A 20,322-nucleotide genomic window follows, 5' to 3' on the forward strand; every position below is an offset into this window, starting at 1 on the left:
AAGCCAAGGCCCCAGAGGTATAGTGTGAAAAAAGCCAATAAAAACAATGCCAGTCAGGCTTAACTGACTGGCATTAAGCTCGCGGGCTCCCTTTTTTATTGAGCTTTTGGCGGTCGCCCCCCAGAATGCAGCCTCAATGAATCGCTTACCCGAACAGTCATGCCCGTGAATACCCCGTCCTCACCCCTTGTGTGTCCCTATGTCGGCCGCTTTGCTCCCTCTCCTTCCGGCCCGCTCCACTTCGGTTCGCTGATCGCCGCCCTCGGCAGCTTTTTGCAGGCCAGATCCCGGCGGGGGCGCTGGCTGGTGCGTATCGAAGATATCGATCCGCCGCGGGAGATGGCAGGCGCGGCGGCTCTGATCCTCAAAACCCTTGAGGCATACGGCCTCGAGTGGGATGGGGAGGTGATGTTCCAGAGCGCGCGCCACGGCCGTTATGACGAGATCATCGACCAGCTCTACCGGGCTGGCGATCTCTACTGGTGCCGCTGTACCCGGCGCGAAATCATGGCTGCGGGCGGTTTCTACAGCGGCCACTGCCGCACTCTCGGGCTGGCGGCAGAGGGGTGTGCTGCCCGGCTGCGCCAGCACCATCCGGTCTACCACTTCGACGATCGCTTGCAGGGCCATATTGCGGTGCCAGCGGCGCTCGCCGAGGAGGATTTCATTATCCGCCGCCGCGACGGGCTCTACGCCTACAACCTGGCGGTGGTGGTGGATGATATGGACAGCGGCATCACCGAGATAGTGCGCGGCGCCGATCTGCTGGAGCCCACGGTGCGCCAGATTGCCCTCTATCAGACCCTGGGGGCGCCGGTGCCCGATTGGGTGCACCTGCCGCTGGCGGTGCTGGCCGATGGCAACAAGCTCTCCAAGCAGAACCATGCGCCGGCACTGGCACTCGATGAGGTGCGCCCGGCCCTGTGGCAGGCGCTGCACTTCCTCGGTCAGTGCCCGCCCCCCGAGCTGATGGCAAGCCGGATCGACGAGATCATAGGTTGGGGCATCGCCAACTGGCAGCTCGACCGGGTGCCCGCCAGCCAGAAGATCCCGCTGGACGTTGAGTAAAGAGAGCCGGTTTTCGTGTAATAGGACGTGAGCTGGGCGCAGATAGACCGCTATTTTGGCTGGCGACCTGTTTCATTCGGGTTCAATTGCCAGCACGGTTTTTCATTTGGTCAGGTGTGAGCTATGCACAGGTAGACCGCTATTTTTGCTGGCGACCTGTTTCATTCGGGATCAATTGCCAGCACGGTTTTTCATTTGGTCAGGCGTGAGCTATGTGCAGATTGACCGCTATTTTTGCTGGCGCCCTGTTTCATTCGGGATCAATTGTCAGCACGGTTTTTCATTTGGTTAGGCGTGAGCTATGATAGGCCGCTATTTTTTGGCCTCCCGTCAATTTAGAAGTCATGAAGAGGTGTACCATTTTTTCCCAGATCGCAAACTTTTGCCGCAAGGTGCTCGGCAAGGAAGATGGCGAGCAGCCGGTGGAATCCCCCATTCCAGCCCGTGTCGCCGGTCAACGTCGTACCTTAAGCCGTGATCAGCACCCTGTTTCGCGCAAAGAGATCAGCGAGAATGCCCTCAAGGTGCTCTATCGCCTGAACAAAGGGGGCTATGAGGCCTACCTGGTCGGCGGCGGAGTCCGGGATATTCTGCTCGGGAAGACGCCCAAGGATTTCGACATCGCAACCGATGCGACGCCGGAGCAGATCAAGGCGCTGTTCAGCAACTGCCGCCTGATTGGCCGTCGTTTCCGCCTTGCCCACATTGTCTTTGGTCGTGACGTGATCGAAGTGGCCACCTTCCGGGGTCACCACCATCAGGTCAATACCAGCAAACATGTGTCGGCCCAGTCTGATGAAGGCATGCTGCTGCGCGACAACGTCTACGGCACCATCGAAGAGGATGCCGAGCGCCGCGACTTTACCGTCAACGCCCTCTACTACAGCGCCAAAGATTTCACCCTGCACGATTTCGAAGGGGGGCTGGAAGATCTGGCCGAGCGCAAGCTTGAGCTGATCGGTGATCCCGAGACCCGTTATCGTGAGGATCCGGTGCGGATGCTGCGCGCCGTGCGCTTTGCCGCCAAGCTGGACATGACCATCAGCCCGCGAACCGCCGCCCCCATCAAGGAGCTGGCACCGCTGCTGCAAGACATCCCTGCTGCCCGCCTGTTTGAGGAAACGCTCAAGCTGTTCCTGGCTGGCGATGGTCTGGCGACCTACAAGCTGCTGCGCGAGTATGGTCTGTTCCAGCAGCTGTTCCCGCAAGTGGCGGCGCTGTTTACCCCGCACGGCAACTCGCCCTGTGAGCAGCTGATTGAGCTGGCGCTGATCGATACCGACACTCGCGTTCGTGAAGACAAGCGCGTCACCCCCGCCTTCCTCTACGCCACCCTGCTGTGGGGCGCTGTCGAGGCCCGTGGTCGAGTGCTGGAGAACGAGAGCGGCCTGCCCTGGTATGACGCCTTCATGCTGGCGATCAACGAGGTGCTGGACAATCAGGTGCGGATCATCGCCGTTCCCCGCCGTTTCACCACCGATGTGCGCGACATCTGGGCACTGCAACAGCGGCTGACCCGTCGTCAGGGCAAGCACCCCGAGCGCGCCATGGAGCATCCCAAGTTCCGCGCGGCGTACGACTTCCTGTTGCTGCGCAACCGGGTCGAGCGTGGTCTCGGCGAGCTGGCCAGCTGGTGGGAGCGCTATGTCGCCTCCAATCCGGATGTGCGCCCGCAACTGCAGCGCGAAGCGACCCGCCGCCCGGCGAGCGGTGAGCGTGCCCCGGCCGGTGAGGCCCGCAGCAACGATGGCGAGAAGCGCAGCAGCAACAGCCGCAACCGTCGTCGCCCCCGTCGCCGCAAACCGAAAGTGGCTGAGTGACAACAGACGTGATGACCGAGGTCTTCATCGCCATAGGTTCCAACCTGTCTGACCCGCTGGGTCAGGCTCGTCGCGCCGTTGCCGCGTTGGCAAGGTTGCCGGAATCTGTGCTGGTGGAGGCCTCGTCGTTTTACAGCAGCCGCCCCATGGGGCCTGCTGACCAACCGGACTACGTCAATGCCGTAGCCCGGCTCAACACCCGGCTGGCGCCCCTTGCGCTGCTGGATCAATTACAAAAAATCGAGCTGGAACAGGGACGTGTGCGCAAAGATGAGCGGTGGGGGCCGAGAACCCTGGATCTCGATCTGCTGCTCTATGGGGATCAGGTGATCAACCATGAGCGGCTGATCGTACCCCACTACGGCATGAAGGAGCGGGAGTTCGTGCTGCTGCCCCTTGCCGAAATTGCGCCTGCTCTGGTGCTGCCCTGCGGCACCCCGCTCGCCCGACTGGTTGCCCGCTGCCCGCACAATGATTTGGCCATCATTGCCCCGCGTGCAGATCTACAGGAGCCTCTATGAGCAAGATCACCACCGCCAGCCTGCTGAAAATGAAGCAGGACGGTCAAAAGTTCACCGCCATCACCGCCTATGATGCCACCTTTGCCAAGCTGTTCGACGACGAGGGCGCGCACGTGCTGCTCATCGGCGATTCGCTGGGCATGGTGCTGCAAGGGGGTCAGGATACCCTGGCGGTCAACATGGATGAGATGGTCTATCACACCCGCTGTGTGGCGCGCGGTGCCAGCAAGGCACTGGTGGTCGCCGACATGCCGTTCATGAGCTACGCCACGCCGGAGCAGACTTACCAGAACGCCGCCCGCCTGATGGCGGCCGGTGCCCGCATGGTGAAGATGGAAGGGGGCGACTGGCTGTGCGATTCCATCCGCCACCTCACCCGCAACGGGGTGCCGGTGTGCGGTCACCTCGGTCTCACCCCGCAATCCGTCCATGTCTTTGGCGGCTTCAAGGTGCAGGGGCGCGATGAGTTTCAGGCCCAGGAAATTTACCGTCAGGCCCTCGAACTGCAAGCGGCCGGTATCCAGCTGCTGGTGCTCGAGTGTGTGCCCACTGCGCTGGCCGAGCGCATCACCAAGGCGCTGCGCATCCCGGTGATCGGTATCGGAGCCGGTCCCGCGACCGATGGCCAGATCCTGGTGATGCACGATGCCTTTGGTGTCACCTCCGGCTATGTGCCCAAGTTCACCAAGAACTTCCTGGCCGAGACCGGTGATGTGCGTGCCGCCATCCGCCTCTATGTCCAGCAGGTGAGCGAGGGAAGCTTCCCCGGCCCGGAGCACTGCTTCAACTGATCCTGGCGGTTGCACGATGGGGGCTGCGGCCCCCGTCTCTGCTTGTCAGCCTCGTACAGTTAATCCGTATAGCTAATCCGTATCTTATTGATTCATCTAAAGGTGAACTGCTGATAGCCATGCTCGTGCCCCATCCCGCCCGAGCGCTAGCGGTGGATGCAACCCGTCTCTCTTTTTGATTTATCGGAAGGTGAACTGCTGATGTTGGTCGTAAATAATCCCGTCGTTCTGCGTGAGCAGATCAGCCAATGGCGCCGTGAAGGGCGTGCCATCGCATTCGTGCCTACTATGGGCAACCTGCATCAGGGCCACCTGACCCTGGTGAAAGAGGCGCACAGCCACGCCGAGAAGGTGGTGGTCAGCATTTTCGTCAACCCGATGCAGTTCGACAAGGCCGAGGATCTCGCCAACTACCCGCGCACTCTCGAGCAGGATTGCGCTGCGCTGGAAGTCGCCGGTGTCGATATGGTGTTCACCCCGACCCCGGAGATCATGTATCCGCAGGGGCTGGCGAGCCAGACCTTCGTCGAGGTGCCGGGCCTCTCCGGCCTGCTGGAAGGGGCGCTGCGCCCCGGTCACTTCCGTGGGGTCAGCACCGTCGTCACCAAGCTGTTCAATCTGGTGCAGCCGGATGTGGCCTGCTTTGGCCAGAAGGATTACCAGCAGCTGGCGCTTATTCGCAAGATGGTGGCCGATATGGCGATGCCCATCGAGATCGTCGGTGTGCCGACTGTGCGGGCCGAAGACGGGCTGGCGCTCTCCTCGCGCAACGGCTACCTGACTGCCGGCGAGCGGGCCATTGCCCCCGAGCTCGCGCGCACCATGAACTGGATCGCCGAGCAGATTGAAGCGGGTGACCACCACCTGCCCTCCTTGGTGGCGCAGGCCAGTCAGCGTCTCGACAATGCCGGTTTCCGTACCGATGCCATCGACATCGTCGATGCGGCCACCCTCGAATCCGCCACTGACGAGAGCGCGCAGCTGGTGATCCTGATGGCCGCTTATCTTGGCAAGGCCCGCCTTATCGACAATCAAGTGGTCACGCTGCAGCAAGCCTGAGCCCGCCACAACCAGGAGGACCTCATGTCCAAGAAGGTTTACTGCATTGCCCAATTCCTGCCGAAACCCGGTCAGGAGCAAGCCCTGTTTCAGGTGCTGCAGGCGCTCGAGCCCAATACCCTGCGTGAGGATGGCTGCCTGCAATATCGGGTCACCCGCCACATCCCGAGTCCGTTTGCCGAGGGGGAGAGCTTCCCCATCGTGTTCAACGAGATTTGGCAAGATATGGCAGCCTTTGAAGCTCACTGCCAGCGCGCCGAGATCTCCGCGTTCTTCGAGCGTTACTGCCTGGCCGATGATGGTTTGGCCGCCAAGTGGAATGTCTGCGTCTATAGCGACGAACCCGAACAGTACGACGCCCCCGTAAAGAAGTAATTCCCCCGATTGCCAGCGGACGCCCCCTCGGGCGTCCGCTGCTTTTTCACGCCTGCCATTTGGCGTTTTCCCCAGCGACCCTGCTCGCACCCGTTGTTTTCTCTCTCAACAATCGGCCCTGATGGCCGCTACAGGTGTTTATTTATGTTTACCTTGTTTGCTTCGTTGCTCTTCTGTCTGCTCTGTTTTGCCCTGACCCGGCTGCCCGCCACGGTGCCGTTGTCGCGCAAGGTGCTCGCCGGTCTGCTGCTGGGGGGGCTGTTTGGTCTCGGTCTGCAACTGGGCTGGGGCGCCGATGATGCCGGTGTCCAGCAGACCCTGGAGTGGGTCAATATCGTTGGCGGCGGCTATGTCAGCCTGCTCAAGGTGGTGATGATGCCACTGGTGTTCACCTCCATCCTCTCCGCCATCAACAAGCTGGAGCAGGCCCAGTCCCTCGGCAAGATCAGCGCCGTGCTGATCGGCTCCATGCTGACCCTGGTGATGATTGCCGGTGTGGTGGGGATGACCATCACCCATCTGAGCGGTCTCACTGCCGAGGGGCTGCTGAGCCACGGTAGCGACAGCGCCGCCCTGCAACAGAGCATGAGTACCATCGACAGTGCCCAGACCCTGCCCGCCCTGCTGCTCTCGCTGGTGCCCACCAACTTTGCCGCCGACATGGCAGGTAGTCGCGGCCTCTCGGTGATCGGGGTGGTGATCTTCACCGTGCTGGCCGGGGTTGCCCTGCTGCAGCTGAAGGCGGAGCACCCGGATGCGGGGGCTCGCGCCGCCGTCGCCATCGATACCCTGCAGCTGTGGGTGATGAAGATGGTACGGGTGGTGATTGCACTTACCCCCTATGGCGTGATGGCGCTGATCGCCCGGGTGGTGGCGCACTATCCGCTGAGCGAGATCCTCAATCTGCTCGGCTTTATTCTGGTCTGCTATGTCGCCATTCTGGCGATGTTTGCGGTACACATGGTGATCCTGCTGCTGCTCGGCCAGAACCCGCTGCACTATTTGCGGGAAGTGTGGGGCGTGCTCACCTTCGCCTTTATCTCCCGCAGCAGCGCAGCTTCCATTCCGCTTAGCATCGAGACCCAGCAGCGCCTTGGGGTGCCCGCCAGCATCGCCAACTTTGCCGCGTCGTTCGGTGCCAATCTGGGTCAAAATGGCTGCGCCGGTATCTATCCGGCCATGATGGTGGCGATGATCGCCCCCATGCTCGGCATCAACCCGTTTGATCCCCTGTTCCTGCTGACCCTGCTGCCGGTCATTGCGCTCGGCTCCATCGGGGTGGCTGGCGTCGGCGGCGGTGGCACTTTCGCCGCGCTGATCGTGCTCTCCACCCTCAACTTCCCCATCGCGCTGGTGGGGGTGATGATCGCCATCGAGCCGCTGGTGGACATGGGCCGTACCGCCCTCAACGTCAACGGCTCCATCATGGCGGCGATGATCACCAAGCGCTTGCTGGGCAAACAGCAGTTGGCCGAGACGCAGGTGTTGGAGCAGCAGGCCGCCAGCTAACCCCGAGCGTTACCCAATATGAAAGAAGCCCGCAGTTGCGGGCTTCTTTATGTCGGCTGTGTTGCCCTGTGGGCAGGCGCGGTTACTCGGCAGAGACGGGGTAACCGGCTCCTTTCCAGGCGAAGATACCGCCCGGCACCCGATAGACCTGCTGATAGCCCTGAGTCACCGCCCAGGCGGCGGCGTTGTGGCTGCGACCGCACTTGACGAAGCCGCAGTAGATCACCACAGGGCGGGACTTGTCTTCACCCAACAGCGCCTGGAACTGCTCCGCCGTGCCGCTTCCCTCGACGATCTCGCTCCAGTTGTCGCCAGACTTGGCCTCCTTCACGAAGACAAAGTTCTTGGCGCCCGGGATGTGCTCTTTCTTGTAGGAGTCCTCATAGGGCATGGTGTCGATGATCACCAGCTCCTCGCCCTTGTCCATCCGGGTCTTCAGCTCGGCCACGGTCAGCAGCTGATAGCCCCCCTGCTGTGTCTCTTGCGCCAGTTGTACCGCCGACTGCTCCAGCTTCACCTCCTGCTCGAACTGGTTGTCGCCACAGCCACCGAGGGCAAAACTGGCGGCGATCAGCGAGGCCAGCAGGGTGCGGGATCGCAATGTCATCATGTCACTACTCCTTAGGAACGGGAAAAACGGGACGGGAAGTTCGCAGCAGGGCGCCCGCAAGCGTCAGTAGCAGCAGATCCCGCAGGATGGCCTCCGGCAACGAGCTGAGATCAGCCCTGCCAAGACAGCCGCAAGAGATGTCGAGTCCGATGGCAACGCCATAGCTCAACACCGGAATAAACAGGGCGAGCAGCCCGATCACCAGCCACAATCCCCAGCGCCGGTTGGCGATGACTGCGAGCCCGGCACAGAGCTCCAGCGTGATCAGCCCCCAGGCCACCGGCGGGATCAGTGACGGCCAGATCAGCCCGAAGGCCGCGATCTGTTCGACAAACAGGGCGGGGGATACCAGCTTGAACCCGGCCGAGGCGACGAAGAAGCCACCCAGTGCCAGATTGGCCAGCATGCGCAACAAAGCAGGCATGTTCTACCTCTTTATAGAGAGGGGTGAATTCTAACAATTCCCGATTGAGCCGCAATGGCTAACCCCATACCGAACAAGATAAATCTCGATTTTGCGGGACAGTGACCAGAATGGAGTGCGCTAGACCCTGATGGTGGCGGTTGTGGGGGCGTGTTGTTGCAGTGTCGATTGTTCCCGATCGTGCTGATGGGTCAGCAGTTCGGCAGCCAGCTCGACGGCCCGCTCGAGCAGTACCAGCAGGCTGTCGATCGTCAGGTGATCGAGCCACTCGCGGGCCCAGATCAGGGTCTCTCCCTGCCCGGTCTGATCCAACAGAAACACCGGCTCGTCGCCAAGGTGGTTGAGCAGGGGCGTGTTAGGCATGGCGTGACCCGGTAGCAGCAGATAGATCACCAGATGGCCCTCATCCTCTGCCAGCGTTAGCACCAGCTCATCGTTGATGGCCAGGGTGGTGACTGTCTGTCCGGCCACCGGGACCGGAAGTCCAAGTTGTGTGTACAGGGCGGTGATGAGTGTGTGATACATGGCCAAACCTCGGGCAGGGGGAGAGTGACACCCTATGCGGCTGATCGGTGGCTGATTATCACTTGTCGTCATTTTTTTATCGTTTTTGGTCGGAGGGGCGAGTGGTTGTGCCGAAATTGTGAGCTGACAGACATCTTTTACGGGTCAGTCCGAATCCTAAAAAAGCGGGACCATCGCTGACAGGGTGACAAGGGGGGGCGGCGTACGCTGAGGCTCTTCTCTCTCATCAACGCAGGTTTCTTGCCATGAAAATTGCCTCCCCAGATATCGATGCTACCCGCCATCAGCGGCCAACCCCTGATGCGACAACGCCTGCTACCGCTCGCCTTGGCAACGCCAGATTGCGGCTGCTGGATGCCGGTAACCGGGAGTTTGAAAAGGGGATCCGCCGTGGTGTTGGCCATCGGCAGAGCCCGGAGCTCAAGGCGGTCAAGCAGGCGGTGCGGCACTACCAGGCCCAGCCAACGCCTTCACTGGCCGGGCTGGCGAAGATCGAACAGGCGCTGCAGTTCTGGATCGAGTCGGGCAAGAACCGCTCCCGTCAGCAGGATCCCGTATTGCAAAAACTGGTCGATGACATCGCTGTCCGCCGTCAGGCATTGGCGCAGGGCGGCAAGCCTCCCTTATTTCAGCTGGCGTGGGTCTGCAACGAACAGGGGAGGGTCAATCAGCCTATCGAGAGTAACCAGCAGATCCGCCAGTGGTGCAGCGAGTTGGCTCGCCTGCAACAGGAGGGGGCCAACGACCTGTTCAAGCGGGAGCTGCAAGGGGGGCTCGATCTGATGTTCGGGGTGAGTGAGGGGATGATGGCGCGACGGCTGGAACGGGCGCCGACCCGTGAAGAGGTCGCAGCAAGTCACGAGTGGCAGCTGTTTTGCGGTACCTTGCGTCAGTCTCTGCCCGCATTGGGTGAGCTCAAGCCACAAGCCACTGCCGAGGAGAATGGCCGCGATATCCTGCTGACCCACAGTCAGTTGCTGGAGCTGGGTCACCTCAAGGAGGTGCTGGATCTCAGCATTCAGCAGCAGGTGAGCCAGCAGGGGGAGATTGGCCTGCTCAGGACCGAGCTGCTGACCGCGCTGGTGGATGGACTGGATGAGCCATGGCTTGCACGCCAGGCGCAGGATAAGGCGCTCTGGCAGGAAGAAACCACGTCAGGCAAGCACTATCAGAGCGGCGTGCGGGCCGAGCTCAAGAGCCCCCTCTCTGCCGCCAGCAAGGAGCTGAAACCGGGTGAGCCTGTGAGCCAGAAGGCCTTTGGCGGGCTAGGGCTGGTCAGTGCAAGTGCGCTGGTGGAGGCCTTCGCCAAGATCGAGATTGGCAAGTGGGAGGGGCGTCGCGACACGCCGGTAGGAGAGTTTGCCGGCAAGGTGGCCCTGACTCAGGAGAACAAGGCGAGTGCCAAGGCCGAGCTGGTGATTGGCAAGGCGGAGGGCTCATTGGTGTTCAATCCGGTGAACAAGATCGTCAATGATACCGACGGGTCGCGTTACACCCCGGGTCCCCATGACCTTAGTCTGCTGCGTATTGGTGCCAGTGCCGAGCTGGTGAGCAGGCTGGGGCTGTCGGTGGAGGGGAGTTGGACCATCGGCAATCTGCTTAACGCCAAGTTGGCAGGCTCGGCCGAGGTGGGGGTCAACGCCAAGCTGGAAGCCGGTGCTGCGGCTATCATGACCCCCAATGGGCCAGTGGTCAGCGTGACGGCCAACGCCTCGGCCTTTGCTGGTATGAAAGCGGAGGGAAGCGCCCAGCTCAATCTGCTCAAGAGCCAGTATGCGGATGCCTATAGCCTTTCGGCCAAGGTACGCGCCTCCGCCAATCTGGGTGTCGGTGCATCGGCTGGTGCCACAGCGGCTTTCGGGCCGGAGGGGGCCAAGTTCCATACTACCCTTGGCGTGACGTTGGGTGTGGGTTCCGATGTCGGCTGGGAGGGCGGAGTCAACGCCATGGCAACCAAGGCTTATGCACTGGAGCTGGCCGCTCGTGCGGTAAGCAACTTTGATCAGCGCAAAGGGGAGCTGCTAGATGGACTGGCGATGGCGGCAGGGAATGAAAACCGTCTCGTCGAGCTGGCCCAGCGGGTCGCTAGCCGGATTGCCGCCCTCGGCGGCCAGTTGGACGAACTGCAGCTGGCGGCCAGCGAGAACCGGATCCGGATGCAGGAGAGCCCGACCGATCCCGATATCGCCGCTGGCCGCACCGCCATGGCGCAGGCCATCGACGATGCCTTCGGGCAGGAGCGGGTCGATGAACAGGGGGTCGTCACTGTCCCCGAGCGGGCTACCGAGCGCAACGAGAAGTTGGAGCTCACCGCCCGGTTGCTGCGGGATCACGCCATCAAGGTGTAACCGCCAGTGTGGGCAGTTGATCAAAAAGAGGGGCTCCCGCGCGGGAGCCCCTCTGTCATTGCGGCGTACCGGTTCAGGCGAACTGGGGTAGCCACTGACGTTGGGCAGCGTACATCTCGTCGAACATCTGCTGGATTTGCTCCAGGGTACAGACGGTGGCGGTGACCGGATCGAGGGCCAGCGCGTAGCGGGCGGCATCGAGATCGCCGGTCAGGGCCGCCTGCACAATCAGCTCCTGCACCGCAGTGTTGCTCTTGCACAGGCTGGCGCACTGGGTCGGCAGCCGCCCCATCGCCTGCGGTTGCAGCCCCTTCTCATCGACCCAGATCGGCACCTCTACCACGCAGTCGGCGGGCAGGTTCTCCACCAGCAGTCCCTCGGGCTGGCAGTTGGCCAGATTGCCGTTGATGCGGGTGCGCTCGCCGCTCACCATGGCGTGGATCAGCTTGGGCCCGTTGAGCATGTTGGGGGCGATGACGAAGGGTTTCTCCCCCGCCAGCTGGGCGGCGATCTCCGCCTTGCCGGCAGCGTGGACCTGCTCTTCCAGGGCCAGCAGATTCCAGCGTTGGGGCAGGAAGTGGTTGATCATCGCCTCGTTCTTGCGGAAATAGGGCAGGTAATCGCTGCAGTGCCAGTGGTTCTCGGTGCACCAGAGGCCAAAGAACTTCAGCACTTCGCAGCGCACGCCGTCCGCCTCGCGGGTTTTCGGATCATTCACCAGCGCCCGGATCTTCGGCTGCATATCTTCGCCATGGATGGCAAAGCGGGTGATCCAGGTCATGTGGTTGATCCCGGCGAACTCGTACTCCACCTCGGCGGGTACATCGTGATACATCAGGCGCTGCCAGCGTTCCGGGGTGGAGGGGTGATCCACCCAGGGGCCGACCCCCAGATAACCGGCCAGTTGGGCGACGGTGTAGCGCACCCCGTAGCAGAGGCCGATGGACTGGATGGTGCTTGCCTCCTTGGCGGCCCAGGTGAGGGGCGCCAGCGGGTTGGCGTAGTTGATGAAGATAGCGTTCGGACAGAGTTCCTCCATATCCCGCAGGATCGCCAGCATGGGCGGAATGTGGCGCAGGGCGCGGAAGATGCCGCCCGGTCCCATGGTGTCGCCCACTTCCTGGATCACCCCGTATTTGGCCGGGATCGCCATGTTCAGCTTCCAGGGGGCGAGGCCGCCCACCTGAATGGCGCTGATGACGAAGTCCGCATGGCGAATCGCATCGCGCTGGCTGGTGGTCTGGCTCACCTGCATCGGCAGGCCGGATTGCGCCACCATCATGGTGATGAGACGGTGGCTCTGGGCCAGCACCTCGGGATTGAGATCCATCAACACCAGCTCGGTGCCCGCCATGGCAGGGTAGGAGAGCAGAGCCGAGACGATCTGGCGGGTAAACATGACGCTGCCTGCGCCAATAATGGTGATTTTGCTCATGTCAGAACCTTATTTGAAAAAACGGGAACGCCAGCGTCCCTGTTGAAGTTGCAGCATGCTGCCGTGGATCATCAGGGCGGCGAGGATCATCACCCCGTAGACCAGTCGGGTCCAGAAGCCGTCGAGACCGGCGCTGATGATGCCCGCCTCCAGCATGCCGATGATGCAGGCGCCAAACAGGCTGCCCAGCAGAGTGCCTCTGCCCCCCAGTACCGAGGTGCCGCCGATGAACACGGAGGCAAAAACCAGCAGCATGTAACCCTGCCCCTGATTGGGCCACCAGCTGCTCATCTCGACGCTGATCAGCACCCCGACCAGCGCGGCGAGCAGCCCCATCAGCATGAAGAGGCCGAGCCGCATCCGGTTGACCGGCACCCCCATCAGGCGGGCTGCCTCCGGGTTGTCGCCGATGAAGTTGATGTTGTCACCCAGCTCGTGATGGGCCAACAGCAGCCAGAGCAGCAGTGCTGCCAGCAGGCTCCAGAGAGCCTGGGCGGGCAGCCACTCCCACGCTCTGCCAGTCAGCAGGGTATGGAGCAGGGTGTCGCGGATCTCGGGCAGGCTGAGGGCCAGCCCGTCGGCCAGCACAGTGGTGAGGCCGCCGATAAAGAACTGGGTACCGATAGTGGCGATGATGGAGGGGATCTGGAACTGCACGATCAGCAGGGCATTGAGCAGCCCGCATAGCAGCCCGCCCGCCATCGCCCCCAGCAGCGCCAGCAGCGGCGAGCCGGTGTGCTGGAACAGCCAGGCGAAGATAAATCCCCCCAGCGCGATAACCGCCGGAAAGCTCATGTCGATCTCGCGGGCGATGATCAACAGGGTCATGCCCAACGCCAGCAGGATGGTCAGCGGAATAGTCGAGAGCAGGGAGGTGTAGATCCGGCCATGGAAAAAGGTGACCGGACTGATGCTGGCAAACAGCCCCCACAACAGCAACAGGATCAGCCCGGTCAGTAAAGGCGCGCGATGGGCGAGCAGGACGTGTCTCATTGGCTGCCCCTTCTGACGGCATCCAGCAGCGCCTGTTGCAGGGCTGGGAGGGTCATGTCGGCCTTGTGGTACTGGGCGACGATGGCGCCCCTGTCCATCACTACGAAGCGGTCGGCAACCCGGTAGGCATCGGCCATGTTGTGGGTGATCAGCAGGCAGGCGCGGCCCTGGGCCCGCAACTGTTCGATAAAGCTGAGCACCTTCTCTACCTCACCGAGGGAGAGGGCGGTGGTCGGCTCATCGAGGATCACCAGCCGGGCATCAAACAGCATGGCGCGGCCGATGGCCAGCCCCTGCCGTTCGCCGCCGGAGAGCAGGCTGACCGGCGCATCGACGTTGGCACCGATGCCGCGAAAATGGAGCACCCGCAGCAGCTCGGCGGCCCGGCGTCGCTCTTCTTGCCGGTCGATAAAGCCCCAGCGATTGCGCAGATGGCGTCCCAGAAAGAGGTTGCGCCAGACGCTCTGCTGCTCGCCGAGGGCGCCGCTCTGATAGACGGTCTCGATGCCGAGCCGACGGGCGGTGGGCACATCGTAGCGATCGCCTGCCACCGTCTGCCCGGCAACGGTCAGGGTGCCGCTGCCGAACGGTTCGGCACCGGCAATGACCCGGATCAGGGTCGATTTGCCCGCGCCATTGTCGCCAAGCAGGGCCACCACTTCACCCGCCCGCTGCTGGAAATGGATATCCCGCAGGGCCTGCACCGGGCCGAACCATTTGTTCAGCCCGTGCAGCTCGAGGGCCAGTGGCGCCATTTAGCGCAGACCTTTGGCCGCCAGCGGGGCGATGAGCGCGATGTTGTCTTTGGTGACAAAACCGGCCCCGGTGTTGATGTCCAGCCCGGCAAAGCCGTAACGCTCGCTCAGCACCAGCTGGACCACCGATAGGTAACCCATCAGGTAGGGTTGGCAATCGGCTACCAGTTGCACATAACCGGACTGGATCCCGTCTGCGGTGGCGGGGGAGAGGCTGAAACCGGCGACAAACAGCTCACCGGGTTTGACGGCGGCGTTGCGCAGGAAGTTGCCCATCTGGGCGGTCAGGGCACCGTGATCCACCAGCACCATCTTCACGTCGGGGTGGGTTGCCAGATAGGAGGTGACGACCGGGGCACCCAGGGACGGGTCTTTGTCCACTTCCTGCGAGATCTGGATGAAGTCGACCTTCATGCCCGCCTCTTCCAGGGTCTTGATCAGGCCACGGGTAGAGTCGCTGCGCTGGGCGATATCCTTGATGCCCCACACCATGGCGCGGTCACCCTTCTTCAGGCCGCTGCGGCGCAGGGCCTCTTTGGCCAGATTGATGCCGCGGGTGGCGTTGTTGTCGCCCACGTAGCCAAAGCCGTTGCTCAATTCATTGGCCATGGTGCCGGAAAGCTCGGTGTCCACCGACGTCACCTTGATCCCCTTGGTGATGGCGTCGGCAATCAGCGGCTGGTAGGCGCTGTCACCGGGGTGGCCCATCACCACGATGCCGGTGGGCTTGGCGGCCACTGCCTGCTTGAAGTTCTCGATCATTTTCTGGGGTTGCCAGTCGGAGTAGACCAGTCGCAGATCCACCCCCAGATCTTCAGCCGCCTGTTTGGCGCCATTCTGCACCACGGTGACGTAGGATTCGCCGACCGGGCCGCCGAGATCAAACCAGATGGTCATATCCTTGCCGGAGGGGGCCGCGCCCACCTGGGAGGCGAGCCGGCAGCCGGACATCAGCAGGCCGGTCAGCCAGCGTTTGGCCGTGTGAGTATTGCCAGTGTGCGTGTTGTGCATTGTGTTTCTCCTTGTTGTAAATGTGGGCGCGGTGGATCGTCTGCGGTGAGGCTCAGGCCATTCAAAGCGCCGGGTAAATGTGGTTGCTGCCACGATCGGGTGTCGGGCGGTCAAATGGGGTGGGCCCAGCAGGCTCACGCGGCCGGATAGCGGGCCAGCTCCTGATAGTCGCCGTCCGCTTCGCAGCGAAAGACGGCGGCGGTTTCGCCGCGCTGGCACCACTGTTGCCATTCCTCAGGCGGGCAGTGGAGGCGGATGGCGAGGCCGCAGCCAGCGCTGAGCTGGCGCGGTACGTCGCAGACCCGAAATGACTGGCCATGCTGCTCCAGCCGCTTGCGCAGCCTGACCGTGCCGAGGGTGGAGTGGAACAGGTAGAGGAACTCCTGATTCATGGTTTGGCTCCCGTGCTGGCGCGCGCGCCAAACAGCGCGGCCCCCAGCGCACCGGCAAACTGGGCATCCGGATGGGTGGCGACCTCGCAGCCCAGCCCTTCGGCCAGATAGTGGCGGAAGGTGGCACAGTGGCTGACGCCGCCGGTGAAGAGCACCGTCGGTCTGGCGCCGAGGCGGCCGATGAAGTTGGCACTGCGCCGGGCCATGGATCGGACGATGCCAGCGAGGATCGACTCGGCCGGAATACCCGCCGAGCGCAGGCTGATCGCCTCCGATTCGGCAAACACGGTGCACATGCTGCTGATGTCGTGGGGCTCGGCCCCTTGCAGCAGTTCGTCAAGCTGCTCGACCCGCGCCCCCATGGTGCGGGTGATCACCTCGAGAAAGCGGCCGGTACCGGCGGCGCACTTGTCGTTCATCAGAAAGTCGGTGAGGTTGCCGTCGCCATCGAGCTGGATCACCTTGCTGTCCTGGCCGCCGATGTCGATGACGGTGTGTACCGATGGGCAGAGCAGGCGGGCACCCAGCCCGTGGCAGGAGATCTCGGTAACCCGGCGATCGGCGAACGACGCCAGATCCCGGCCATAGCCGGTCAGGGTCAGATGGGGGCGTTCTGGCAGATCGGCCGAGAGTTCGGCCCAGCCTTGCTCGATGGCGGCCAACGGACGAAAGGGGGTCGGCACCAGAAAACGGCGGACGATGCGTCCGCCATCCCGGCTGTCGAACAGGATCCCTTTGGTCGCGGTGGAGCCCGAGTCAATCCCGATGGAGAGTGACACGGCGCCTCCTTACAGCATTTCGATAAAGGCGGCCAGCCGGGTTGCCAATTGTCCCTTGTCGGCGCTGGAGTAGTCGGTCTCGACAGCCATGTAGGGGATGCCGTGGCGTTCGCGCACGTGGCGCTTGATGGCCAGTGACTCCACCGCATAGGTGTGGCAAGCCTGCAGGATCACGTCGATCACCCCGTCCGCCTGATACTCCTCCACCATCTGGCTCAGCAGCGTCATGCGCTGGTGGTTGGGGGAGATGCAGGAGCAGCCGATGGCCAGATACTTGTCGGTCAACGCATCGAACGGGTCACCCTGTTCGCTGACGCACTGTTCGGTCGCCTTGGCGCCGGTGCAGTTCTCGTAGCCCACCACCCAGCCACCGTGCTCCTCGATAAGGCGCACCACCTTGTCGGCGGCGCCGCCGATGGGGCAGCCGGTAATGAGAATGCGCGGACGGGCGTCGAGCCGCTTGCCGTCGGCATACTCGGCCTTGATGCGGCGAGTCATCTCCTGCAGCTCGCTGATGAGCTGCTCCTTGTCGAAGCGGAAGGTGGCGCCATAGACCACCTTGAGCAGGTCGGTGCCGCTCAGTGCCGGGGGATTGAGCTGGCCCAGCCGGTAGAAGTCGGCCAGCGCGCGGCGTTCGCGGTTTTTCAGCACGATCGCCTCGTGCAGCGCTTGCTCGCTGATGGGGTTGCCGAACTGCTGCTCCAGCAGCGCCTTGAAGCGGACGATCTCGCTGCGCCACAGGGTGCGGGAGGCCTCGTCATCGGCGCGGTTAGGCAGTTGCATCACGTGCACCGGTTTGAACTCGGCCATGTACTCGTACATCTTCTTCTTGCCGTCGCAGGTGGTCTCACCCACCACCAGATCGGAGAAGTAGAAGTAGGGGCACTTGTCGGTCTTGCCGAAACCGTAGCTGCTCTTGATCAGCGGGCAGAGGTTGCGGGGCAGGTCTTTCTCGGCCTCTTCGATGGTCTCGTCGCTGGTGGAGCAGAGCGATACCACCACGGCGCCGGCGGCCATCGCCACTTCTTGTGGCATAAAGGTGCAGTAGGTACCAACCAGGGGGATCTGTCGCTCCTTGAGTGCCATCACAGCCAGAAAGCCCTGACGACGGGCATCTGAAAAACTCTCGAAAATGGCTGGCAACTCGGTGATCAGTGACATAAGCGATCCTGTCCTGCTGGGAAATGAGAGAGAGGAAGAGGCCGTCCATCACGGCTCTTCCAACCGCGGGAATTATACCTTTGGGGGTAATCCGAAAATTGCGGTGGATCACAAGGTGCCGGATAAAGCCTTAATAACAGGGAGGTTATCTGATGTGTGATGAAGAGAGGGGGGATGAGAATAAACAATGGGCACCGCGAGGTGCCCGTTGCATGTCATCAGTGACGCAGCCCGGTGCCGCGAGAGATGAGCCACCAGGCGATACCGTAGAGGGCCACGATAAAGCCGATGATGATGAGGTAGGCGGTGCCGAGCGGCACGTCGGAGATACCGAGGAAGCCGTAACGGAACGCGTTCACCATGTAGATGATGGGGTTCACCTGGGAGACCCCTTGCCAGAACGGGGGCAGCAGGCTGATGGAGTAGAACACCCCGCCCAGATAGGTGAGCGGCGTCAGCACGAAGGTGGGGATGATGCTAATGTCGTCGAAGGTCTTGGCAAACACCGCATTGATCAGCCCGCCCAGCGAGAAGAGGATCGAGGTGAGCAGCACGGTGAAGCAGACGCTGAACAGATGGTGGATCTGCAGCGGTACGAAGAACAGCGACACCAGGGTGACGATGAGGCCGACACAGAGGCCGCGCGCCACGCCACCGCCCACGTAACCGGCGATGATGACGTAGTTGGGCACCGGCGCCACCAGCATCTCCTCGATATTGCGCTGGAACTTGGCGCTGAAGAAGGAGGAGGCGACGTTGGAGTAGGAGTTGGTGATCACCGACATCATGATGAGGCCGGGCACGATGAACTCCATGTAGCTGAAGCCACCCATGTCACCGATGCGTGAACCGATCAGGTTGCCGAAGATGACGAAGTAGAGGCTCATGGTGATGGCCGGTGGCACCAGGGTCTGGATCCAGATCCGGGTAAAGCGGCTCACTTCCTTGGCCAGAATGCTCTTGAAGGCGATGTAATAGATGGCCAGATTCATGCTTTTCTCCCCTCTTCGACCAGATTGACGAACAGCTCTTCCAGCCGGTTGGCCTTGTTGCGCATGCTCACGACCTGCACCTGCTGGTTCGACAGCTGCTCGAACAGGCTGTTGAGTGACTGGCTCTTGTCGAGATCCACCTCGAGGGTGCGCTCATCCGGCATGCGGCCGTTGAACTCTGGCACCTCGGGTACGGCAGAACCTGGCGCAAGGTCGAGCAGGAAGGTCTCGCGACCCAGCTTGCCCAGCAGGTTTTTCATGCTGGTGTTCTCGATCAGGCGACCCTTGTCGATGATGCCGATGTTGCGGCAAAGCATCTCGGCCTCTTCCAGATAGTGGGTGGTGAGGATGATGGTGACGCCCTGCTCGTTGAGCTCCTTGAGGAAGGTCCACATGGAGCGGCGGATCTCGATATCGACCCCGGCGGTCGGTTCATCGAGGATCAGCAGTTTGGGCTCGTGCATCAGGGCGCGGGCGATCATCAGGCGGCGCTTCATACCGCCGGAGAGGGTGCGGGCAGGCATGTCGCGCTTTTCCCACAGATCGAGCTGGCGCAGGTACTTCTCGGCGCGGATCTTCGCTTCCGCCTTGGGTACGCCGTAGAAACCGGCCTGATGGGTGACAATCTGGATCACCTTCTCGAACTGGCTGAAGTTGAACTCCTGCGGCACCAGCCCGAGTTGGGCCTTGGCCTGTTCCAGATCGCTGTCGATGTCGTAGCCAAACACCTTCACCTTGCCGGCGCTCTTGTTCACCAGCGAGCTGATGACGCCGATGGTGGTGGACTTGCCCGCGCCGTTCGGGCCGAGCAGGGCGAAGAAATCCCCCTGCTTGACGCTAAGATCGATGCCTTTAAGGGCTTCGACGCCCCCCTGATAGGTCTTTTTCAGGCCGCTGATTTCCAGTGCGTTCATTGCAACCTCTGTGATGGTTGAATCCGGCTCGATACAGAAAAGGCGGCCAAGGCCGCCTGCACAGAGTAAAGGGCGCAAGGCCACTTCACCCGTGATATTCCTGAACCTGGCTTACTCCTGGGGTACCACTTTGCCGATAAACGGCAGGTTGCGGTACTTCTGGGCGTAGTCGATGCCACAGCCGACCACGAATTCGTCCGGGATGGCGAAGCCAATCCAGTCGACCGGCACCTGCACCTCGCGGCGGGAGGGTTTGTCCAGCAGGGTGCAGATGGCCAGGGATTTCGGCTCGCGCAGGGAGAGGATCTCGCGCACCTTGTTGAGGGTGTAACCGGTGTCGATGATGTCTTCCACGATCACCACATCCTTGCCCTTGATGTCATCGTCCAGGTCTTTGAGGATGCGGACGTCACGGGTGCTGTGCATGCCGGAGCCGTAGCTGGAGGCGGTCATGAAGTCCAGGGTGATGGGCAGCTGGCACTGGCGGCAGAGGTCGGCCAGGAAGATGCAGGAACCGCGCAGCAGCGCAATCATCACGACTTCGTCAGAACCCTGATAGCGGGCGGTGATCTCTTCACCCAATTTGGCGATCCGGGCGGCTACTTCAGCCTCGGAGATCATCACCTCGACGGTGTGTTTCATCACTTACTCCCATAAGGCCAAAGGGGATTTGGCCGTTCATGAATATCAAAACCGATGATTCTACCACTCATGTCGAAGGGTGCTAGAGATACGTGGTGCTTTTATCGGCTTATTTTAATTGATAGAGTTAGCAGGCACTCAGGCATGATTAGTTAAAATACTATAAACACCATAATCAATAACTATTAGATGATAAAA

21 protein-coding genes are annotated in these 20,322 nt (G+C 61.9%); 8 read left to right on the forward strand and 13 right to left on the reverse strand.

All coding sequences use genetic code 11. The features are described from left to right. Positions 1–159 precede the first annotated feature (159 nt). The 7 genes from gluQRS to OKC27_RS18825 all read left to right on the forward strand — a co-directional run bounded on the left by gluQRS (position 160) and on the right by OKC27_RS18825 (position 7,143). Complete coding sequence (gene gluQRS, locus OKC27_RS18795; protein ID WP_270806589.1) at positions 160–1,068, forward strand: tRNA glutamyl-Q(34) synthetase GluQRS; 909 nt, start codon at positions 160–162, stop codon at positions 1,066–1,068. A 344-nt stretch (positions 1,069–1,412) separates the two neighbouring features. Beyond that, positions 1,413–2,888, forward strand: a complete 1,476-nt coding sequence (gene pcnB / locus OKC27_RS18800) for a polynucleotide adenylyltransferase PcnB (protein ID WP_058052520.1) — start codon at positions 1,413–1,415, stop codon at positions 2,886–2,888. A gap of 11 nt (positions 2,889–2,899) precedes the next feature. Further along, positions 2,900–3,409 carry a 2-amino-4-hydroxy-6-hydroxymethyldihydropteridine diphosphokinase gene (gene folK, locus OKC27_RS18805; protein WP_234664634.1) on the forward strand — a complete coding sequence of 170 codons (510 nt, stop codon included), beginning with the start codon at positions 2,900–2,902 and terminating at the stop codon, positions 3,407–3,409. Further along, a complete protein-coding gene (gene panB, locus OKC27_RS18810; RefSeq protein WP_042063124.1) occupies positions 3,406–4,200 on the forward strand; it encodes a 3-methyl-2-oxobutanoate hydroxymethyltransferase in 795 nt (264 codons plus the stop codon). Before folK ends, panB begins: the two co-directional genes overlap by 4 nt. A 201-nt stretch (positions 4,201–4,401) precedes the next feature. Next, complete coding sequence (gene panC / locus OKC27_RS18815) at positions 4,402–5,259, forward strand: pantoate--beta-alanine ligase (RefSeq protein ID WP_270806590.1); 858 nt, start codon at positions 4,402–4,404, stop codon at positions 5,257–5,259. Positions 5,260–5,283: 24 nt separating this feature from the next. Beyond that, positions 5,284–5,634 (forward strand): putative quinol monooxygenase, encoded by a 351-nt coding sequence (locus tag OKC27_RS18820; RefSeq protein ID WP_270806591.1) that lies wholly within the window; start codon positions 5,284–5,286, stop codon positions 5,632–5,634. 144 nt (positions 5,635–5,778) lie between these two features. Further along, entirely contained in the window at positions 5,779–7,143 is a 1,365-nt protein-coding gene (locus OKC27_RS18825; protein WP_270806592.1) for a cation:dicarboxylate symporter family transporter, read from the forward strand. Positions 7,144–7,225: 82 nt separating this feature from the next. On the opposite strand, the gene OKC27_RS18830 is transcribed toward OKC27_RS18825, so the two are convergent. From OKC27_RS18830 to OKC27_RS18840, 3 genes are all read right to left on the reverse strand, one after another. Next, positions 7,226–7,753 (reverse strand): rhodanese-like domain-containing protein, encoded by a 528-nt coding sequence (locus tag OKC27_RS18830; protein WP_042063117.1) that lies wholly within the window; start codon positions 7,751–7,753, stop codon positions 7,226–7,228. A gap of 4 nt (positions 7,754–7,757) precedes the next feature. After that, positions 7,758–8,177, reverse strand: coding sequence for a MauE/DoxX family redox-associated membrane protein (locus OKC27_RS18835; RefSeq protein ID WP_270806593.1), 420 nt, complete (start codon positions 8,175–8,177; stop codon positions 7,758–7,760). 120 nt (positions 8,178–8,297) lie between these two features. Continuing rightward, the gene (locus tag OKC27_RS18840) at positions 8,298–8,702 is read right to left on the reverse strand and encodes a hypothetical protein (protein WP_270806594.1); all 405 of its coding nucleotides are present in this window, start codon (positions 8,700–8,702) and stop codon (positions 8,298–8,300) included. Between the two features lie 245 nt (positions 8,703–8,947). Between OKC27_RS18840 and OKC27_RS18845 the strand changes: the two genes are divergently transcribed. After that, positions 8,948–11,050: a hypothetical protein gene (locus OKC27_RS18845; RefSeq protein WP_270806595.1), complete on the forward strand. Its 2,103-nt coding sequence runs from the start codon at positions 8,948–8,950 to the stop codon at positions 11,048–11,050. 73 nt (positions 11,051–11,123) lie between these two features. Here the strand turns inward: OKC27_RS18845 and melA are convergent, their stop codons facing one another. The 10 genes from melA to hpt all read right to left on the reverse strand — a co-directional run bounded on the left by melA (position 11,124) and on the right by hpt (position 20,124). Next, positions 11,124–12,485: an alpha-galactosidase gene (gene melA, locus OKC27_RS18850; RefSeq protein ID WP_270806596.1), complete on the reverse strand. Its 1,362-nt coding sequence runs from the start codon at positions 12,483–12,485 to the stop codon at positions 11,124–11,126. A gap of 9 nt (positions 12,486–12,494) precedes the next feature. Next, positions 12,495–13,478, reverse strand: coding sequence for an ABC transporter permease (locus tag OKC27_RS18855; RefSeq protein ID WP_270806597.1), 984 nt, complete (start codon positions 13,476–13,478; stop codon positions 12,495–12,497). Next, positions 13,475–14,233: an ATP-binding cassette domain-containing protein gene (locus tag OKC27_RS18860; RefSeq protein WP_270806598.1), complete on the reverse strand. Its 759-nt coding sequence runs from the start codon at positions 14,231–14,233 to the stop codon at positions 13,475–13,477. Before OKC27_RS18860 ends, OKC27_RS18855 begins: the two co-directional genes overlap by 4 nt. Further along, on the reverse strand, positions 14,234–15,244 hold the full coding sequence (locus OKC27_RS18865) for a sugar ABC transporter substrate-binding protein (protein WP_270806599.1): 1,011 nt from the start codon (positions 15,242–15,244) through the stop codon (positions 14,234–14,236). Between the two features lie 134 nt (positions 15,245–15,378). Beyond that, entirely contained in the window at positions 15,379–15,636 is a 258-nt protein-coding gene (locus OKC27_RS18870) for a DUF3343 domain-containing protein (RefSeq protein WP_270806600.1), read from the reverse strand. Further along, positions 15,633–16,415: an acyl-CoA dehydratase activase gene (locus OKC27_RS18875; RefSeq protein WP_270806601.1), complete on the reverse strand. Its 783-nt coding sequence runs from the start codon at positions 16,413–16,415 to the stop codon at positions 15,633–15,635. The genes OKC27_RS18870 and OKC27_RS18875 overlap by 4 nt, the downstream gene beginning before the upstream one ends. A gap of 9 nt (positions 16,416–16,424) precedes the next feature. After that, on the reverse strand, positions 16,425–17,576 hold the full coding sequence (locus tag OKC27_RS18880) for a double-cubane-cluster-containing anaerobic reductase (RefSeq protein ID WP_270806602.1): 1,152 nt from the start codon (positions 17,574–17,576) through the stop codon (positions 16,425–16,427). Positions 17,577–17,794: 218 nt separating this feature from the next. Beyond that, positions 17,795–18,568, reverse strand: a complete 774-nt coding sequence (locus tag OKC27_RS18885; RefSeq protein WP_064341711.1) for an ABC transporter permease — start codon at positions 18,566–18,568, stop codon at positions 17,795–17,797. Next, positions 18,565–19,482, reverse strand: a complete 918-nt coding sequence (locus OKC27_RS18890) for an ABC transporter ATP-binding protein (RefSeq protein WP_270806603.1) — start codon at positions 19,480–19,482, stop codon at positions 18,565–18,567. The genes OKC27_RS18885 and OKC27_RS18890 overlap by 4 nt, the downstream gene beginning before the upstream one ends. Before the next feature lie 111 nt (positions 19,483–19,593). Continuing rightward, positions 19,594–20,124 (reverse strand): hypoxanthine phosphoribosyltransferase, encoded by a 531-nt coding sequence (hpt, locus tag OKC27_RS18895; protein ID WP_005335618.1) that lies wholly within the window; start codon positions 20,122–20,124, stop codon positions 19,594–19,596. Positions 20,125–20,322: the final 198 nt, after the last annotated feature.

Origin of the sequence: Aeromonas sp. QDB62 (assembly GCF_027705695.1) — a bacterium.
Lineage (GTDB): Bacteria > Pseudomonadota > Gammaproteobacteria > Enterobacterales > Aeromonadaceae > Aeromonas > Aeromonas allosaccharophila.

Bases quoted from the DNA above. Each gene is read 5' to 3' on its own strand.
- gluQRS (WP_270806589.1), top strand. From the start codon at position 160: ATGCCCGTGAATACCCCGTCCTCACCCCTTGTGTGTCCCTATGTCGGC.
- pcnB (WP_058052520.1), top strand. From the start codon at position 1,413: ATGAAGAGGTGTACCATTTTTTCCCAGATCGCAAACTTTTGCCGCAAG.
- folK (WP_234664634.1), top strand. From the start codon at position 2,900: ATGACCGAGGTCTTCATCGCCATAGGTTCCAACCTGTCTGACCCGCTG.
- panB (WP_042063124.1), top strand. From the start codon at position 3,406: ATGAGCAAGATCACCACCGCCAGCCTGCTGAAAATGAAGCAGGACGGT.
- panC (WP_270806590.1), top strand. From the start codon at position 4,402: ATGTTGGTCGTAAATAATCCCGTCGTTCTGCGTGAGCAGATCAGCCAA.
- OKC27_RS18820 (WP_270806591.1), top strand. From the start codon at position 5,284: ATGTCCAAGAAGGTTTACTGCATTGCCCAATTCCTGCCGAAACCCGGT.
- OKC27_RS18825 (WP_270806592.1), top strand. From the start codon at position 5,779: ATGTTTACCTTGTTTGCTTCGTTGCTCTTCTGTCTGCTCTGTTTTGCC.
- OKC27_RS18830 (WP_042063117.1), bottom strand. From the start codon at position 7,753: ATGATGACATTGCGATCCCGCACCCTGCTGGCCTCGCTGATCGCCGCC.
- OKC27_RS18835 (WP_270806593.1), bottom strand. From the start codon at position 8,177: ATGCCTGCTTTGTTGCGCATGCTGGCCAATCTGGCACTGGGTGGCTTC.
- OKC27_RS18840 (WP_270806594.1), bottom strand. From the start codon at position 8,702: ATGTATCACACACTCATCACCGCCCTGTACACACAACTTGGACTTCCG.
- OKC27_RS18845 (WP_270806595.1), top strand. From the start codon at position 8,948: ATGAAAATTGCCTCCCCAGATATCGATGCTACCCGCCATCAGCGGCCA.
- melA (WP_270806596.1), bottom strand. From the start codon at position 12,485: ATGAGCAAAATCACCATTATTGGCGCAGGCAGCGTCATGTTTACCCGC.
- OKC27_RS18855 (WP_270806597.1), bottom strand. From the start codon at position 13,478: ATGAGACACGTCCTGCTCGCCCATCGCGCGCCTTTACTGACCGGGCTG.
- OKC27_RS18860 (WP_270806598.1), bottom strand. From the start codon at position 14,233: ATGGCGCCACTGGCCCTCGAGCTGCACGGGCTGAACAAATGGTTCGGC.
- OKC27_RS18865 (WP_270806599.1), bottom strand. From the start codon at position 15,244: ATGCACAACACGCACACTGGCAATACTCACACGGCCAAACGCTGGCTG.
- OKC27_RS18870 (WP_270806600.1), bottom strand. From the start codon at position 15,636: ATGAATCAGGAGTTCCTCTACCTGTTCCACTCCACCCTCGGCACGGTC.
- OKC27_RS18880 (WP_270806602.1), bottom strand. From the start codon at position 17,576: ATGTCACTGATCACCGAGTTGCCAGCCATTTTCGAGAGTTTTTCAGAT.
- OKC27_RS18885 (WP_064341711.1), bottom strand. From the start codon at position 18,568: ATGAATCTGGCCATCTATTACATCGCCTTCAAGAGCATTCTGGCCAAG.
- OKC27_RS18890 (WP_270806603.1), bottom strand. From the start codon at position 19,482: ATGAACGCACTGGAAATCAGCGGCCTGAAAAAGACCTATCAGGGGGGC.
- hpt (WP_005335618.1), bottom strand. From the start codon at position 20,124: ATGAAACACACCGTCGAGGTGATGATCTCCGAGGCTGAAGTAGCCGCC.